The organism is Hymenobacter sp. BT559, assembly GCF_016427535.1.
GTDB lineage: Bacteria > Bacteroidota > Bacteroidia > Cytophagales > Hymenobacteraceae > Hymenobacter.
On the sequence record NZ_JAELXV010000007.1, the window covers coordinates 81,217 to 97,981 of the forward strand.

General features: G+C 62.0%; 15 protein-coding genes. 14 read left to right on the forward strand and 1 reads right to left on the reverse strand.

Translation table 11 applies throughout. The features are described from left to right. Positions 1 to 4 precede the first annotated feature (4 nt). From JAO77_RS20210 to JAO77_RS20235, 7 genes are all read left to right on the forward strand, one after another. On the forward strand, positions 5 to 2,851 hold the full coding sequence (locus JAO77_RS20210) for a YncE family protein (protein ID WP_198992255.1): 2,847 nt from the start codon (positions 5 to 7) through the stop codon (positions 2,849 to 2,851). 1 nt (position 2,852) lies between these two features. Continuing rightward, entirely contained in the window at positions 2,853 to 3,344 is a 492-nt protein-coding gene (locus JAO77_RS20215; RefSeq protein WP_198992256.1) for an HK97-gp10 family putative phage morphogenesis protein, read from the forward strand. Further along, positions 3,344 to 3,748: a tail completion protein gp17 gene (gp17, locus tag JAO77_RS20220; RefSeq protein WP_198992257.1), complete on the forward strand. Its 405-nt coding sequence runs from the start codon at positions 3,344 to 3,346 to the stop codon at positions 3,746 to 3,748. The genes JAO77_RS20215 and gp17 overlap by 1 nt, the downstream gene beginning before the upstream one ends. Before the next feature lie 31 nt (positions 3,749 to 3,779). Continuing rightward, positions 3,780 to 4,256, forward strand: a complete 477-nt coding sequence (locus tag JAO77_RS20225) for a hypothetical protein (RefSeq protein WP_198992258.1) — start codon at positions 3,780 to 3,782, stop codon at positions 4,254 to 4,256. A gap of 94 nt (positions 4,257 to 4,350) precedes the next feature. Continuing rightward, positions 4,351 to 4,773 carry a hypothetical protein gene (locus tag JAO77_RS23920; RefSeq protein WP_213019446.1) on the forward strand — a complete coding sequence of 141 codons (423 nt, stop codon included), beginning with the start codon at positions 4,351 to 4,353 and terminating at the stop codon, positions 4,771 to 4,773. 11 nt (positions 4,774 to 4,784) lie between these two features. Next, entirely contained in the window at positions 4,785 to 5,060 is a 276-nt protein-coding gene (locus JAO77_RS24690; protein ID WP_213019451.1) for a hypothetical protein, read from the forward strand. Between the two features lie 6 nt (positions 5,061 to 5,066). Continuing rightward, entirely contained in the window at positions 5,067 to 8,006 is a 2,940-nt protein-coding gene (locus JAO77_RS20235) for a tape measure protein (protein WP_198992259.1), read from the forward strand. Here the strand turns inward: JAO77_RS20235 and JAO77_RS20240 are convergent. Then, positions 8,003 to 8,566 (reverse strand): hypothetical protein, encoded by a 564-nt coding sequence (locus JAO77_RS20240; protein WP_198992260.1) that lies wholly within the window; start codon positions 8,564 to 8,566, stop codon positions 8,003 to 8,005. The genes JAO77_RS20235 and JAO77_RS20240 overlap by 4 nt on opposite strands. An 82-nt stretch (positions 8,567 to 8,648) precedes the next feature. On the opposite strand from JAO77_RS20240, the gene JAO77_RS20245 reads away from it, so the two are divergent. From JAO77_RS20245 to JAO77_RS20275, 7 genes are all read left to right on the forward strand, one after another. Then, positions 8,649 to 11,702 (forward strand): hypothetical protein, encoded by a 3,054-nt coding sequence (locus JAO77_RS20245; protein ID WP_198992261.1) that lies wholly within the window; start codon positions 8,649 to 8,651, stop codon positions 11,700 to 11,702. After that, on the forward strand, positions 11,695 to 13,539 hold the full coding sequence (locus JAO77_RS20250; RefSeq protein WP_198992262.1) for a hypothetical protein: 1,845 nt from the start codon (positions 11,695 to 11,697) through the stop codon (positions 13,537 to 13,539). The genes JAO77_RS20245 and JAO77_RS20250 overlap by 8 nt, the downstream gene beginning before the upstream one ends. A 2-nt stretch (positions 13,540 to 13,541) precedes the next feature. Further along, positions 13,542 to 14,321, forward strand: a complete 780-nt coding sequence (locus tag JAO77_RS20255) for a hypothetical protein (protein WP_198992263.1) — start codon at positions 13,542 to 13,544, stop codon at positions 14,319 to 14,321. A gap of 5 nt (positions 14,322 to 14,326) precedes the next feature. Then, positions 14,327 to 14,854, forward strand: coding sequence for a hypothetical protein (locus tag JAO77_RS20260; protein WP_198992264.1), 528 nt, complete (start codon positions 14,327 to 14,329; stop codon positions 14,852 to 14,854). Positions 14,855 to 14,932: 78 nt separating this feature from the next. Further along, positions 14,933 to 15,952: a hypothetical protein gene (locus JAO77_RS20265; protein ID WP_198992265.1), complete on the forward strand. Its 1,020-nt coding sequence runs from the start codon at positions 14,933 to 14,935 to the stop codon at positions 15,950 to 15,952. A gap of 4 nt (positions 15,953 to 15,956) precedes the next feature. After that, complete coding sequence (locus JAO77_RS20270; RefSeq protein WP_198992266.1) at positions 15,957 to 16,145, forward strand: hypothetical protein; 189 nt, start codon at positions 15,957 to 15,959, stop codon at positions 16,143 to 16,145. Continuing rightward, positions 16,145 to 16,753 (forward strand): hypothetical protein, encoded by a 609-nt coding sequence (locus tag JAO77_RS20275; protein ID WP_198992267.1) that lies wholly within the window; start codon positions 16,145 to 16,147, stop codon positions 16,751 to 16,753. Before JAO77_RS20270 ends, JAO77_RS20275 begins: the two co-directional genes overlap by 1 nt. Positions 16,754 to 16,765: the final 12 nt, after the last annotated feature.

Here is a 16,765-nt window from a genome sequence, read left to right on the forward strand (position 1 = left end):
TCCCATGGCTGTTCTTATCATCAAACAAGCCGCGCTGCCCCAGGGCCAGGGCGTGCCGCTCAAAACGAAGGTCGTAGGCTCCAAAGCCGTGCCGCTGCGCCCCCATAAGCCGGGTGGCGTGCCGTCGCTGACTTCGCGCGTGGCAGCTGGCGCCTACAACGCCAGCGGCCAGCTGCTGCGCACGCTCTACGCCGGCACGTCGAAAACGACCTCCCAGGTGCTGGGCCTGCTCAGCTTTGACGGCAAAGGCGACCGCGGCCAGACCGTGAGCGGCGCCACGCAGCTGCGCAAGCAGCTGCCCAACAAGCTAGCTGCTCGGTTTGCCGGCATCGTGGCCAACACGAGCCCGCAGGCGATGACGAACAAGATTCCGTTTGCCACCGACGACCAGGGCAACAACGTGACCGGCAGCAATGTCTGGTTTGGCTACCGCCCGTTCAACTGCCTCAGCATCGGCCGCACGGCCACCCGTGCCTACATCGGCCAGGGCTACACCGAAGGCCCGCAGTCGCACGGCGCCTTCGCGCTCAACGACATCCAGACTCGCGTTAATTACCAGAAAATTCCCGCGGCCGACCGCTTGACGCAAGGCACCTGCTACCAGGACCAAGACGCTACGCTGCTCTACCACCTCGGCTACGATGGCATTGACGGCATCGACTCGGGGCTCTCGGGTACGCTGCCCGCGTACTACCGGGACTATAAGAGCAAGTGGTTTATCTACGCCACGAGCCTGGCCACGGGCGAGCGCGTGACCTTCGCCAGCGGCACCAACTACGCCGTCATGCAGGGCGTGCGGCCGCAAATCAACTACAACGGCTACCAGTTCAGTGTCCGCTGTGCCGGCATGGCCGTGCAGAAGACGGGCAACCTACTTTTTGTCTCGCTGCCCGACACGAACGAAATCATCGTGCTCAATAAGACCACGATGGCCTACGTGCGCACCATTACCAGCTTCACCCGCCCCGGCGCGCTGTGGGTGGACTACGAGGAACGCCTGTGGGTGGCCAGCCAGAACCCGGGCACCCCCAACACAACACCCGTGAAGCTTTCGGGCCAGCCCGTAGGCGCCGCCGGCTACGGGGATGGGTTCGAGTTCAGCATTGACAAGGCCTTCGACGGCAACCCCAGCACCTACTACGCCAGCAGCGCCAACGCGCCCAATGGTTGGCTGGGCCTGTACGTGGGGCCAGGCGTGGTGATTACGGGCGTCGAGCTGCGCCCCTCGGACGGCCGCGAGGCTGACTGCATGGGCTGGATTCAGCTCAGCAACGCCAACAACAACGATGATGCGCGCGACCGCCGCACGGTCTACCAGATTGCCACTAAGCCCGCGGCTGGCCAGTTCACGCGCTACAACTTCACCAATACCCGGCCCTGGAGCTACGTGCGCGTGTTCAACCCCGGCAAGCCGCTCAAGCTGGCCGATATGGTGGTGTGGGGCTACCGGCTCACCGATACCCACGTCGTGGCCAGCTACACCATCAGCAGCACAGGCACGCTGACGGCTACCGGTGTGAGCCTTAGCGGCCACCAGGAGGTGACGGCCCTCACCGACGACGCCAACGGCAACCTCTACACCCGCGAGGGCGGCAGTAAGCAGGCCGTCTGCTGCTACTCGAAAGCGACGGGCGGGGCGGCTACCAAAACGTGGACGGGCACCGAGGGCGTCAAGTTCTACTTTACCGACGTGTACGGCACGCTGCTGCACAACCAGGAAAGCCCCGCGCCACTGGCCTGCGCCCCCGATGGCTCGGTGTGGGTAGGGGACACGGGCAATGAGCGTTTGGTGCACTTGAGCGCCACCGGCAGCTTTATCGAGGCCATTTATTACGCCAGCCACTCGCGGGCCTGCCTAGTGGATGGTAACGACCCGACCCGGCTGTTTGGGGAAAACCGCGAGTACACGCTCGACCCGACCAAGCCCCTGGCTCCGAACAACGGCAGCTGGCGCCTGGCTTTCAACTGGAGCCAGACCTACAACACCACGATATACCGCTACCTCAAGGAGGTCAATACGCTCGCCAACGGCCGCACCTATGGCGTCGTGGCCCACGAGGAATTTGCCGGCCAGCCCATGCGCTACGTCGTGGAGCTTGTGAAGGGCGTGGGCGTGCGCTTCACCCCCACGGTACTGCCCCAGGGCACGCGCCTGGAGGCAGACGGCAGCCTGCTGCGCGTGGCCTACACCCTAGGCCAGGCCGTGCGTTCCTATCGCCGGGCCCTTACGGGCTTCGATGCAAACGGCAATCCGCAGTGGGCGGCTGAAGTGGCCCTGCCCGCCGGCCCCGTGCCGCAGAGCAGCGACCCGCGCGCTACCACGATTCGCCGCTTTGCCAGTGGCTTGCACGTCGTGCACGATGGCAGCCGCGTACAGGCGGGTGGCAGTCCCGACTACCACGTAGGAGGCTGGCAGGAAGGCCAGAACTACTTTCTGTTTAAAACGGCGCTGGCCACGCCCACGGACTACACGGGCGGCTATCCGCTTGATGGCAGCTTCGATACAGGCAACAACGTGCAGGACCCCGGCGGGCCGATGACGCTGCTGGTGGACAAGACGACCAAGCCCCTGCGCCTGTTCGTGTGGTGCTACATGGGGGAAAACTGGAAGGGCAAACAGTGCTGCTATTTCCACCTCATCGACGCTGATACGGGCCTGCTGCTGCTCACCTTCGGCTCGGATGCGTTCGAGAACCCGCCCAGCATGACGAGCGTGGTTATCGGCATGGGCCTGATACGAGTCAGCAATGACGTGGCCCGGCTCTACGTGCAGGAAGAGGGCGGCCGCGGCTTCCCGGTCTGGGAGATTACGGGCCTCTCCACCCTGGCCTATAGTGTAACGCCCCTGTGACATGGCCAACAAATCCGGCATCAGCTTCAAGGGCTTTGATGAGCTCGACCAGGTACTGGCTGGCCTAGGCCCGAAAATGGGCCCGCGGGTAGTCAATCAGGTACTCAACAAAGCCGCTAAACCCTTGGTGAAACGCGCCAAGGAACTCAGCAGCAACGCCGACCAATCGGGCGAAACCACGAAGAGTATCGGCGTCCTGAATAACCGCAAAAACGGCGGCATTTCGGTCGGCCCCCGGCGCGGCAATGGCTACAAGGGCTACACCGCCCACCTGCTGGAGTACGGCACCGCGCCACACATTATCCGAGCCAAGGCTGCCGATGGCCTGCTCAGCTTCGCGGGCACCTTCGTCAAGGAAGTGCAGCATCCGGGCATCGCAGCCCAGCCGTTCATGCGGCCCGCCGCTGACCAGATGCTGCCGCAGGTGATTGAGAACGCCAAGGCTGGCTTTCGGGAAATTATTGAGTCAGAGTTTAAATCAGTCTTTAAGTAGTGGAACCCGGCCAGCTCATTTACTCGCTACTCAGCCAGGCCCCTGACGTGGCGGCCCTGCTCGACTACGTGCACCCCGAGGATGGCTTGCAGCACCGCATCTATCCGCTGGTGGCCCCGCAAGGCACCCCGCGGCCCTATGTCTGCTTTCAGCTCATCAGCCGCGTGCCGGACGCCGGTAGCTCGGCGCTGTGCCGCCTAGGCGACGTGGCCCGCGTGCAGCTCAGCCTCTTTGCCGATGACTACGAAACGCTGGCCCAGCTCACGGCCGCCATCAAAGCCGAGCTGGACTACGCGGAGCCAGAGCCCGACCTGACCCTGGAGCCCGACAATCAGCACGACCACCACGACGAGCGGGCCATCTGCCTGTTTCGCTCGCTCGATTACCGCTTCGACATTCCCTAATCACCTCTCACCTTTTTTCTGCAAAAATTTTATGGCCTTAACAGTAATTAAGGGCTCCAAGGTGGGGCTCTATGTTGAGAAAGTACCTGGCAGCGGCCAGTTTGTACGCGTGCTCTGCGCCAATAGCTTGAGCCTGAACGTGACCACGGCCGAGTTGACCACCGACTGCCAAGTCGAAGAAGATGACGACGACCCTACTGCAGGCAACTTCGCCAATTCCGAGCCTGGCACAATCACCTGGGATGCCGGCGGCGAGATGACGCAGCGCGTGGCCGACGGCGCGGACGCCGACACCAACGTGACCGCTGGCAACCTGCTTGACCTGCAACTAGCTGGCGCCATCATGAAACTGCGCTACCAACTGGGCCAGCAGCCTAGCGCGCCCGCTTACGAGGGCAAGGTGTGGATTAACAAAAACGGTTTCGCGGGCGACAACAAGAGCAACGCCACGGCTTCGGTCGGCTTTACTGGCACGGGCCCGCTGCGCAAGCTTGCGGCTGGCGCCTAAACCATCAGCTAGGTTTCTCCAGAAAACCCGCCCGGCTTCCGTGGCGGGCTTTTTGGGCGAAACCCATTTCATTTCTACCTCTTTTTTCTGCCCCATGAAACTAGCAACCGACACCCCCAACACGGCCAGCGGCGAAGTATTCCTGACCGTTGCCGGCACCCAGCACCCCGTCAAGTTTGACCTGAAAGTGATGCGCGACTGGAGCAAGCTCACCGGCAAAGCGCCCAGCGAGTTTGGCCAGCTGCTGGCTGATGACTACCTCGAAGCGCTCACCAGCTTGCTGACGGTAGCCGTGCGCCGCTACGTGCCCGGCAATGCGCAATTCAGCCAGGACGATGCCACCGACGTGATGCAGGACATGACGCCGGCGGAGGCCGAGCTAGTAGGCCAAGCCATTGCCGATGCCACCCTCACGGTAAACCCTCTGCTGGCGGCCCTGAGCAAGCAGGTAGCCGCCAAGAGCGAAGCCTTGCAAGCCCCGAACTCGAATGGGACCAGCACCTCAGCTTCGGCCTAGGTGAGCTAGAGCTGAGCCCCAAGAAGTTCTGGAGTTTAACGCTCGCTGAATTTGACCAGAAGTGCCGCGGCTACCACCGCCGGGAGGAAGCCGCCTGGCAGCGTACTCGCCTGATTGCGCTGGAAGTGAAAAACGGGCTACGGCCGCCGGGCACCCGCGGTGAAACGCCCTACGAGTACTTGCCCTTGCCTAGTGATGTGGTGCCCATCAGCACCGCGCCGGCCACGGCCGAAGAAGTGAACGACCTATGGGCTGAGTTAGATGCCCGTGACGCTGCTATCCTATAAGTTTCTATGTCTGACATCCTTGCTTCCGTTTCTGTAGTCCTGGGCGCCGAAATCTCGGCGTTCAGGGCTGCCATGGCTCAGGCCAATAAAGACCTGAAGGGGCTGCGGCAGGCGGGCGAGGCCATGAAGGATGTCGGCACCAGCCTGAGCACCTACGTGAGCCTACCGCTGGCTGCCCTCGGCACGGCAGCCGTGGTGGCCAGCGCCAAGATGGAAAGCCTGAAAAAAGGCGTAGAAGCCATCACGGCGGCCGACCTAGGTAAGCAGGGCATCACGGGCCTGGCTGGGTTGCAGCTCGCCGCCCAGCAGGCCGGCGACCGCCTAAAAGTGCTGGAAGTAATAGCCAAGGCACCCGGCATCGGTTTCGAGCAAGCGGTGGCCGGTGACATTCGCCTGCGCGCGGTGGGTATCAGTGCGCAGCAATCAGCTAAATCGCTCAAAGAATTTGCCAACGCTATCGCCACCACGGGCGGCGGGGCCAGCGAGTTCGACCGCGTAACCACGCAGCTGGCCCAACTCAGCGCCAAGGGTAAGGTACTCAGCCAGGACCTGCGCCCCATCATCGAGGCGGCCCCGGCCGTGAGCCAAGCGCTGCTGAAGCTCTACGGCACAATTGACAGCGAAAGCATTTCGGCCAGCCTCACCAAGCAAGGCAAGTCGAGCCAGGACTTTATCGCTATCCTAACCGACGAGCTGGCCAAGCTACCCCGCGTAACGGGTGGCCTGGCTAACTCGCTTGAGAACTTGCAGCAAACTGCCGTGCAGGCCGCCGCCAAACTAGGCGATGGCATCAGTAAGGCCCTCGACCTGCCCAATGTCACCGAAGGCCTGGCCAACGGCATCGAGCGGCTGGGCAATGCGTTCGCCAACCTAAACCCCAGCACGCAGAAGCTCATCGTAGGCCTAGGGCTGGCCGCTGCGGCTACCGGCCCCGTGCTGGTGGCCGTGGGCACCCTAGGGGCGGCGCTGCCCGCGCTCACGGCGGGCTTTGCCACGCTGGGTATCACCTCGGCCGCAGCCCTGGGCCCGGTGGGCATTGCGGCCGCAGCGGTGGCAGTGGCCGCAGCGCTCATTATTGATAACTGGAGCGATTTAACGGCCTACTTTTCCAGTAGTGGCGAAGGTGGGCGCGTGTTCAGCGACCTGGCCACGTCGGTCACCAACTCAGTCAGCCAGATTACGGATGCGTTTTCGGCGCTGAACGGCGGCGGCAACTTTGGCGACCTGGTAAGTGCTACCGGCATTTTCAAGGCCATTTTCCGCGACATCACCGTGGGCATCACGGCCGTGTCGAATGTATTCGGCGGGTCCATCGGTGCCATCGTGAAGCTGCTCAGTGGCGACCTAGCCGGCGCCGCAGCGCAGGGCGAGCGGGCGCTGGCTGGCTTGCTACAGCCGCTGGCCAACGTGCTAGGCTTCCAGCTACGCCTGAGCGAAGCCACGCAGGGCGTAACCGAGAAGTTCGACGCCCTGGCCGTAGTTACGCCCGGCCTGGCCGCGGTGCTCAACAACCTGAGCACCACCACGCCTTTCCCGCCGGCCAACCTAGGTGGCATCACGCGCACCCTAGGGCTACTGGAAGAGTTAAAAGCCCGGCTCAAAGAAGTACAGGAGCAGCGCGACAAGGAAACTACCGTTGGCGCTATTAAGGTTGATAACACGGAAATTATCAGCCTGCAAAAGCGTATTGCTGAGCTAGAGGGCACTACTAAAAAAGGCACCGACGCGGTAGCTAAGCTACGCCTAGAGCTGAGCCGCCTCACAACGCTCGACAACCTACTAGGTGATGCACCCAGCCAGCTAGAAGTATTAGAACGCCGTTCCGATACGCTGCTCAAGGGCCTGAAAACGCTGGTAGATGCTGGCGTAAGCCCTAACTCACGGGCCTTCCGCAGCTTCGCGCTGGAAGCGGCCAACCTAGGCCAGCAAATCGACCAGCTCAAAGCCATTGGCGGCACGCTCGACCTCAAGCCGGTGGCCGTGAAGTCGCTTATTCCGCAGACTATTGGCGACACGCTGCCCCAAGACGTGGCCCGACTGCTGGGCGACTATGCCAAGCAAACCAAGCCGTTCGAGCTGCCGATAGCTGTCAAGCTTAACATGCAGGGTATTGCAGAGGCGATGCAGCCGGTACAGCTACTCAGCAAACAGATGGAAGGCTTGAATGACATCAAAATACAGCCCAAGTTTGATGGCTTCGTGCCCAAGACCCTGAAAGCTGAGTTGCTGTCCCTAGGTGCGGGGTTTCAACAAATCAAGGCTAATAGCGTCTTATTTGGCAGTAGCTTTGATGAGGCAGGGGCTAAAGCACAGGTACTTGGACAAACTATCCAAAATCTGATAGCCAGCGGCATGAGCCCTTATTCGCAGGCTCTGCAAGAACTAGCCCAGCAGCAGCGGGCGTACTCGGTAGAATCTGAGGTCGCACGCTTGAATAACGAAACACTGCAAGCCGGATTTGAAGCGCTAGGCACTAGTGTTGGGGAAGCTATCGGCAACATGGCCTTTAACGGGGCTAGCGCTGGCGATGCGCTCAAGGGTGTATTTGCTAGCTTGATAGATGTACTGGCGCAGTATGCCGCTAAGAGGGGTAAAATAATGATTGCTGATGGTCTGGTGGATTTATTGATACCAGGACAACAAGCACTTGGTGCGTTAAAGATTGCAGCGGGCACTGGCTTGCTTATCGCATCTGGTATTGCTAGCGCTGGCGCTGGCTCGCTACGTAGTTCGGCGGCTGGTGGAGGGGGGCGCCCAAGTAGCGCCCCATCCTCTTCGGTTCCCAGCTCGCCCCGTTCATTTACACCAAGTACAGCCCCTGGCGCTGCTGCCCAGCCCAGCGCTACCTACACGCATAAGGTTGAAATCGTGGCCAGCGGGCCCAACCTAGCAGGCGTACTAACGCTAAGCACTGACCGACTCGGGCGTGTAATAGGAAGACGTTAAGGCTTGAAATTTACAGATACTTCCTTGTCATCATCTTTAATAGACACTTCTCGCACTATCATTTGCCCCTGCATCTCTAAGGGATTGATACGCGACCTATTGGCAGAACGAATCAGAACAATGTAATAACCCGGCGCCAGTTTCTTCAGAAAAACGCCGTTGCCATCAGCGGTTACTTCCGAAGTAGAAGGGTTTTGAAGTATTTCTTGTTGAGCGGCTAATGCCTCCCCCTCCAGCGCCTGTATTTTATCTGCTGGCGTCATCTCGTCGGGTAGTTTCTCAAGCTTTGGGCCACTACTTGAACCCGTATGCTCAACTAGGTCGTGGTTAATCAGATATGTCTGAAGCGAGACAATGTTGGTGCCCTTCTTGATGGCTGATTCTTTAATAATGAAAGCCTTGGCCCCTATGTCTGGTTTATTACCTAGATTCTGATTAAAGAAGTAGGTAGCAATCCCTCGCAACTCATAACGGGTAGTAGTAGGGAGTGACTTAGTTTTTGTCTGAGCCACAGCAGGCACGGCGGCCAGCAGCAGGCCCGCGAGTAGGTAGTGTTTCATGCTACTAAGCTAATGCACGCTTGCCCCTAGTTTCCCCCGCCCGGCTTCGCTTCTGGGCTAAGGGCAATCGGAGCTTTGGTACATGCAAGTCGGGCTCTTTGCACTCTTCTACTCCGCGGTTAATTGCACGCGCTTCGTTGATTACAACGACAGCCCGCGGGCCATTGTGGTGCGTGAAGAAGCCACCGACCCTGACCAGCCCAAAGGCCGCCCTGGCACCCGCCAGCCCGACAGCTGGCCCTACGCTGATGGCGAGGATATTCAGACCTTCTACGAGCAGGCCGAAACGGTGCGCATCTACGCCACGCGCACCTATCCCTTTGCGCGCATTGAGGTCATCGCCGCCCCGCCGGCCAATACCTGCGACCTAGATGTAGGCTACGACCTCACGACCGACCAGCCAGGCTTTACGCTCAAGGTCACTACCAGCCACGGCCCCTGGAGTAGCAGCCTCTCGACAGAGGCTAATTCCTTCGTGCAGAACAAGGCGACTTACGCCGTGGCTTCGGGCACGACGGTCACGGTGTACGTGCGTGATGCCGCCGGCTGTCAGCAGTCGCGGCAAATAGCCGTGGCCGACCCTGACCAGCCAGACGGCCCCACCTACGCGCCCCCCGGCGCCATCCTGCTGCTGCGCTTCACGCTGCCAGGCCTGCAGAACCCCGACTACTTCCGCGTACAGGAGTACTACTACGACCCGGCTACGCGCACCGCCAAGCGCTATTTTCCGCCCGAGTCACCAGACGGCACCCGCTACAACCGCCCCGCGGCCGAAATCATTGACCGCTGGTGCGTAGACCCCGGCGCGCCGCCCTACCGCGAAATTCAGGTGCACCACGACCGGCAAGGAGGCATCGACCTCGTGTCAGTGGATGACGTGGCAGCCTGTCAGAACAAGTGCACGCTCACGCTCACCGTCACGCCCTCGGCCGTGGTGGATGGCCGCGGCGAACTGGTGGCCATCGCGGCCGGCGCGCAAAGCCCCGTCATCTTCAGCCTCGATGATTTCGACACGCCTGGCCTGAGCGGGGCAGCCACTACGCCGCTGCGCTACGATTTTGAGAACCTGCGCCCGGGCCGCTACACGGTGTACGCCCGCGAAACCCGCACGGGCGGCTGCCGTGCGCAGGTCACGGTCCTGCTCGTGACCAGCTACAGCGCGCGCTACCTGCACACCTTCCTGGACGCCGATAATGTGAAGTGGCGCCTGCGCATTATGCAGCGCGAGTACACCGGGCAGCCTGAGGTAGTGAGGGGCCAACCCGGCGCCGTAACGCTCGACTGGCCGGGCGGTGCCACCGACCACGTTTTTACCAACTTCCTGCGCGGCAGCGAGTGCCAGCTGGGCCTCTACCTCTGGTATCGTGAGCAGCTGCTACCGCTCTTCAGCGGTGACGAGCGCCTGCACCGCGTGGAGCTTGAGCGCGTGGCCGATGGGCTGCTATTCTGGAAAGGCTACCTACTGCCTGAGCAGTACGACGTGGCCTTCCTCAACCCGCCGGCCACCTTCAACCTGTCGGCCACCGATGGCCTGGGTACGCTTTCTGATGTGCCCTTTGTGGGCTCGGCTGGGCAGCGCCTGCGCGGGGACTGGACGCTGAAAGAACTCGTGCTTTTCCTGCTGGGCAAGCTCGACCTCGATTTGCCACTTAATACGCTGTTCAACTTCTACCCCAGCACGGCGTCACTGGCCAGCCCGGCTATCGAGCAAATTAAAATCGATGTAGGCCAGTACGCCGACGACAAGGGCAAAGCCTGGGACTGCGGCAAAGTGCTGCTGGCCTTGCTCACCACCTTTCAGGCCCGCCTCTATCAGGAGCGCGGCGCGTGGTGGCTAGAGCGCCTAGCCGAACTGAGCGCCGGCCGCGTGGTCTACCAGAGTTACGACCCGATGGGCCAGCCGCTGGCCGACGTGCCCCGCGAGCCGCTGGCAGAAGTACGTAACCCCGAAGAGAAAGTACTGCGCTGGGTGAAAGGTAGTCAGCGCCAGAGCCTGCGCCCGGCCGTGGCCACCATCACGGTACCCGCCGAGCCCGGCGAAAAGGTGAACCTATTGGCCCGCGCCCTGCCTAAGAATACCGACCTGCCCGCCTCGCTGCCCGCTAGCTGGTCGGCCTCCCCAGGCGCGCCCGTGAGCCAGCTGGTTTACCAGGGCAAGGACAAGGCCCCGCTGCTGCGCCTGGTAGGCGTCAACACCAACGGCCAGACGCCCGAGCTAGCGGGCTGGGTGCAAACCTCGGCCAGCGCGGCCGTGCCCCTGCGCGACCTAGGTGCGGTCACGAACTACGACGGCACGTTTACGCTCGCCTTCACGGCTAAGGCCTACGGCTTTACGCCCAACGCCGCGGTTACTGGGCAGAGCACGCTCTACTTCGCCGTGAAGTTCGGCAGCCGCTGGCTAGCGCCCTACTTGGCCTTCCCCGGCGACACCGAGGATATTGACCAGGTGCTGAAGCAATCCTACGTGCGCTTCAACGATAGCGGGGAAATCAAGGTGAACTACCGCGGCTACGGCACGAGCCTGACCGGGCCGCAGCCGGTGCTCATCCGCTTCTACCAGCCGGTGGGCGGGGCCACTGCTACCACGGTGGACATCTCGGATATCGAAATCAACTGGGAGAACGTGGCCGCCCAAACGGCTGACACCTATACCAGCTCCTACACCACTGACACCGGCCAGCTGGTGAGTCGTGTCGATGAAGCCACGACACTTTTCCACTCTGATACGCCCTGGGTGCGCCGCCAGGGCACGCTGCTCGATGGCGCCAGCCTGCCGACCCAAGGCTGGCGCGAAGCGGCCAACCCCACGGCGCCGCCTCGTGAAGTGGGCGATTACGTGGTGCGTGACCGCAACCTCTGGCAGCGCCAGCCCGCGCAGGTGCTGACTGGTGAACTGCTGGGCGGCCTGGCCGGGCCGGGCGTGCTGCTCACCGACGGGCGCGAAGTGCGGCCCGCCGTGTACCTGCTTACCGCAGCCACCTACCGGGTGAACGAGGCGCAGTGGCAGATAGCGGGGGCGCAAATGCGCACGCTGGCGCTGCCCACTGCCGAACTGCCCGAGGGCGTGATGCTGCACGAAGACGACAGCCCGATGCTGCACGAAGATGGCTCCTACATGATTTACGAAAATGCTTAATCCGCGCAAGTTCAGCCAAGACCCGGTTTTTAATAACCTGTTGCCCCGCGACAAGGTGGTAATACTGCGCTCGCCCCTGGATGAGTCTGACGCCGCCAAGCGCAACGGCACAGCCAGCCTTGATGCACTAGCGGCGGCACTGGCCGGACGCCTGACCGGCGACTACCTTGCTATAGCGCTGGCTGACGCGCAGGCCTTGCCGGATGCTGACCCGCCGGGCGTGAAGCCTACGCGGCTCTACGGCATTGCGGGCGACTGGAACGCCGCCGGTACCGACGCCACCGTGTACGTGCAGGGCGTGCGACCTGACGCCTACCACAGCCTAGGCGTCGTGTATGACGCGCAGGGCAAAGGCCAGCTGGTGGAAGTGGACGTGGTGGCGGGCACGTACAAGGAACTGAATGGCAACCTCTACGACCAGCCCGGCTATCAAACCGATGGCGCGCCAACCAACCGGCTGTTAACTGCCTCCCTCAATACGTTAGTTGCCAAGAACGTGCTGGCAAGCACAGGGGGTACTTATTCCACCGCGCAGGAAGCAATTACGGATGCCTTTCCCACCGGCATCTACCGTGATACGGTTGTATTGAGTGGCTACCAGGACGGCTATATCCTAGGCGAGAACTCACTGATAGTAGAGGCGACCGGCGCCGCGTTCCCCGATGGCGCCGTTGCTGCTATCGGACTCGCAGCAGGCTCTACCATAGCTTTTAATCAGACGCTAAGCGGTGGCTTCTACGCCGGTGGGGTAGTTTTCTACGCGCATAATAGTAACACGGCCAATAAATTGACCATCACGGATGTGCGAATATCCGATAGTACGGTCTTCAATATATTCCTAACCGAAGCGCAGGCCAGTGGCCTGTTTGATGTGATAGAGCTGGTGCGGGTGCGCGGCGTGCGCCGCACGCCGGCTACTAATCCGCTCGGCACCGCGCTCATCAGCTTCAAAGGCAACACCTACGAAGGACACCGACCCGTTCAGCTCATCCTAACAGACTGCGACCTACGCAGTACGTTCGGGCCGCTTTTCGGCGGCGTAGCACCTCGGGGCACCAAGATTTACCTGCGCGGCACTACCAAGGTTAGCGGCAGCACGCCTACCAACTTGCAGCAGGTACGCTCCGCTGACGCGGCCGGCGCTAACTCCGTGGCCTATACCGATGCGGAGATTATAGTTGACGAGCGCTCGGCTGGCTCCGGCTCCCCTGGTGCCGGTGGCTCTACCTACGTCACTGGCACCTACACCGCCCCGGCCGGCGGGCAGCAGACCATCAAGGCTACAGACCTAGCGGGCCTCGACCAAGCTACCAAAATTGTAAGTGTAGGCGTGCGCGGCGTGACTGGAGTTAGCGCCGACCCAGTACTCGACTTACTGCCTGAGCGGGATGCTAGCGGCCAACCAGTTTACAGCTTCGACCTCGCCAGCCACACGCTCACCGTGCTGCCCAGCGCGGGCATCGACGGCGGCAACGTGCTGGAAGTGGCTTGGTTGACCGGCGGCTTGGCGGCGGGCTACACCGACGCGCAGGCCCGCGCGGCGCAGCTCAACCGCACCGCCGCGGCTGGCACTACTACCGTGACGCTCACGGCGGAGTCAGCAACGGACTACGGTACGATTGCCAACGGCAGCTTTACTGTGAACGCCACGGGCTGCGTGGTGGGCAAGTGCGTGCGCTTCGCCGTGGGGGCGGGTGCCGGGGCTCCCGTTTTCAGCAATGCCCCGAGTGGCCAGCCCTACAAGTACCTGGGCGCTACCTACGCTAGCGGCAAGGCCTTTAGCTACTCGCTGCTGGTGTGCGTGGATAGAATCGAGGTAATCATTCTAGCGGAGTAGCCATGTCAATACTGCATCACCACGCCCGCCGCCGCTTAGCCGGCTCCGCCGCTCTAGCGCCTGTCTACCCCACGCTGCCGCTCTATTTCGAAAGTTATAGTGGCCAGAATGATATGTACCGCTGGCAGAACATGGGCACGCTCGGCGGCTATATGAACACGCGCGGCAACATCAACTCGCCCGGCCGCATGCTCACCAGCGAGGCCCTGCCGCTCTACACGATTCCCTCGGGCTCGGCCTACGACCCCTGGGATATTCCCAACGTGAGCGCTGGGGCCTCGGACTACACCTTTTACCTGCTGCTGCGCGGCACCACGTTCGACACGGACAACTTCGGCGGCTATATCATCGACTGGCAGCAGCCACCGGGCGGGGGCGACCGCACCATTCTGGGCTACGCCGGCCCCCAGGGCACGGCGGAAATCGGCACGTTCTACCAGTCGGGCCAATTCACCAACATGGGCGCCGCACCACGGGCACCAGTAGACCAGCTCAAAATATTCACCTGGGTACTGCAGAACGGGCAGCCCGTGCGCGTGTACGACGAAACCGATGCCCTGCTGTTTTCCAGCAGCTTCAACTACCTGCGCGTGGCCCTCAACGGCCTAGGCCAGCCAATTGGCGCGGGTAATCTCTCCAACCAGTCGCTGGGCACCTCCATTGGCTCAGGCCGGCCGGCCTCGGCTGATTTCGGCGGCTTCGCCCTGGATACGGTAGCGCACACCACCAAGGCCCAGCGCGACGCAGTACGGGCAAAATGGCGTCAAGACCTCAATTTCTAAGCATTATGCCACGCATTACTTCCCCCCGTCAACACATTCGCATTCTGCTGCCTGACATCGTACTAGGTGGCACCCGCATCAAACAGGTCGGCTTTGTCATCGAGCAAAACTGGACGCAACCGCTCAGCACGGGCGAGGTCAGCGGCGTCATCGTGGTACGAGTCAAGCGCTACGCCTTCGATGAAAGCCAGCCGGAAGGCCTAGGCCCGGAGCTGGCCGAGTTCAACCCCCGCCAACCTGTGCGGCTTATCGGCACTAATGACACGCTGCTCTACGCCAATAACGGCGAGGTAGCCCTGCAACGCACCACCGAGAGCCCAGACGACTGGCAGGCCGCCATCGAGGCGAAAGCCGCGGAGGCTGAACCTCGGCCGGTGATTCTGCAAGGCGACGGGCTGGAGCTCATACGCGAGCAGCCGACCGTCATCACGGCTGAAATCATCCGGCACCTGCAAGCGGCCCCCGCTTACCACTGGGCGCCCAAAGACGAACAGGGCCAGCCTATTCTACCCCATGCGCCCGACCTGGCCTAGGCTGCTGCTTTTCGTGCTGGCCGCCGCCCTGGTGTGGTGGCTCACCAGCCTATACCCCGCCTTTTTACTGCCTGACTAATGCGTACCAAGGACCTGCTTTTCTTTCAAGCTGTAGGGGCCCAGCTGGGCCTGCCGGTGGGCCCGCCCGACCCGGCCAGCATTAGCGCGCCCGAGCCGGCGGCGGTCAGCGACCGCATTGCGGCGGCTGTTCAGCCGCTACTCGCCACCATCGAGCAGCTTACCAGCTTGCTGAATGGCAAGGCCAGCGCGAACAGCTTAGCCGACCTGCGCCAACGGGTTACGACCCTGACCGGCACGGTAGATGCAAAAGCCGACGCCGCTACCGTAGCGCAGCAGTTTCAGGCCAATTTCGAACTGGACCAAGGGCAGGCGGCGGCTATTAAAGCCGCGCAAGACCTGCTCGCCAATGACGGCAACCTGCTGGCCAACCTGATGGCGGCGCAGACGCAGCTCGGCAACCTGCTGACTGGCCTGCGCACGGATGTGGACCTGAAGGCCCCCGCCTCGACAGTCAGCGCGCTAACAGGCGAAGTAACCAAGGTGCGCAACACAGTAAACGACGCCAATACGGGCCTAGCTGCTACCAAAGCCCTGGCTGACACGGCCAACACGGAAGTAGCCAAGCGCCTGCTAAAAACCGGCGACGTAGCCACCGGGCCTATCATGGTGCCGAAGGCGACGCAGGATGCCGCCGCCCCGCGCCTAGAGCAGACCTACGGCGGGCTAAACGCACCGATTCGCTACGCCACCGCCGTGGGCGCTGCGGCCGTGGCCATGCAGCCGGGCCCGCTCACCGACCCGACGCCCCAGGGCCGCAAGGCCAAGCCCTACAATGTGATTCTGACCATGCGCAGCGCGCCCGCCGCGAACCTTGGTGCCACTATCACTATCGGCACTACCAGCGGGGGCAGTGAAGTCTTTAGCAAAACCTTCCTGCTCACCGCCTTGCCCGGCCTAAACGCGGTGCTAGCCCCCATGCAGCCGGTCTTTATCGAATTGCCCGCTGGCACCACGCTCTACGCCAAGGCCACGGCTGGCCAGTGGGACGTGGAAGTTCTCTCTTACTACAAATCCTAGGACTATGTGCTGCCCTCTACATCCCGAGTTCGACCCCAAGCTGCTCAAGCCTGTGCATGTGAGCGGCCCCGAGCCAACTGGCCTACACCCCGAAGACCGCCAGCGCCTTGAATCCGAGCGCACCTGCCTACAGCGTGAGCTCGCCACTACCCAGCGCGGCATCGACCGCCTCACCCACTTGCTCGCTGCCTAATGCCGTTCCGCGCCATCTATTCAGAAACCATCAAACTGCTGGGCTTTCGGTCGGGTGGCGATTTCCTGTCTTCTACTATCGGCGTGAAGCTCTACAGCGGCGCTGCGGTGCAGGGCCTGGCCATTGGCACGCTCGTGGCAGGGCTCACGGCCTTCTGCACGCGCTGGATATGGAACCCACCCAGCGCGCTCTACCTGCTGCTGTTTCTGGACCTGGCTAACGGCCGCTACGGCTACCAGGTGGCTAAGAAGCTCAAGGGCGAGCCGTTCCGCTGGAGCGAGTTTCAGCGCCTAGGTGGCATTCTCATTTCAACTGTCATCGTGATGGCGGTAGTGCGCAATGCCATCAACTCCTATCCCTACTACGACTGGATGGCCGACCTCGTGTTTGGCTGGCTCTTTACCACCAAGGCCCGCAAGGTGGTCGAGAAGATGGTGGCGCTCAAAGTACAGGAAGAAGGCGCGGCCAGCCTTTTCCAATATGCGCTCAAGTGGCTGCTTAACTCGAAGCTAGGCCCCATCCTCGTCGATTCGATTCAGCAGCCCCCCGCCCGGGCGGCTGCCCCGGCTGAGCCCGACCCGGCCACCGACCCTACTGCCACTCCCTAACCTTTTTTCTGC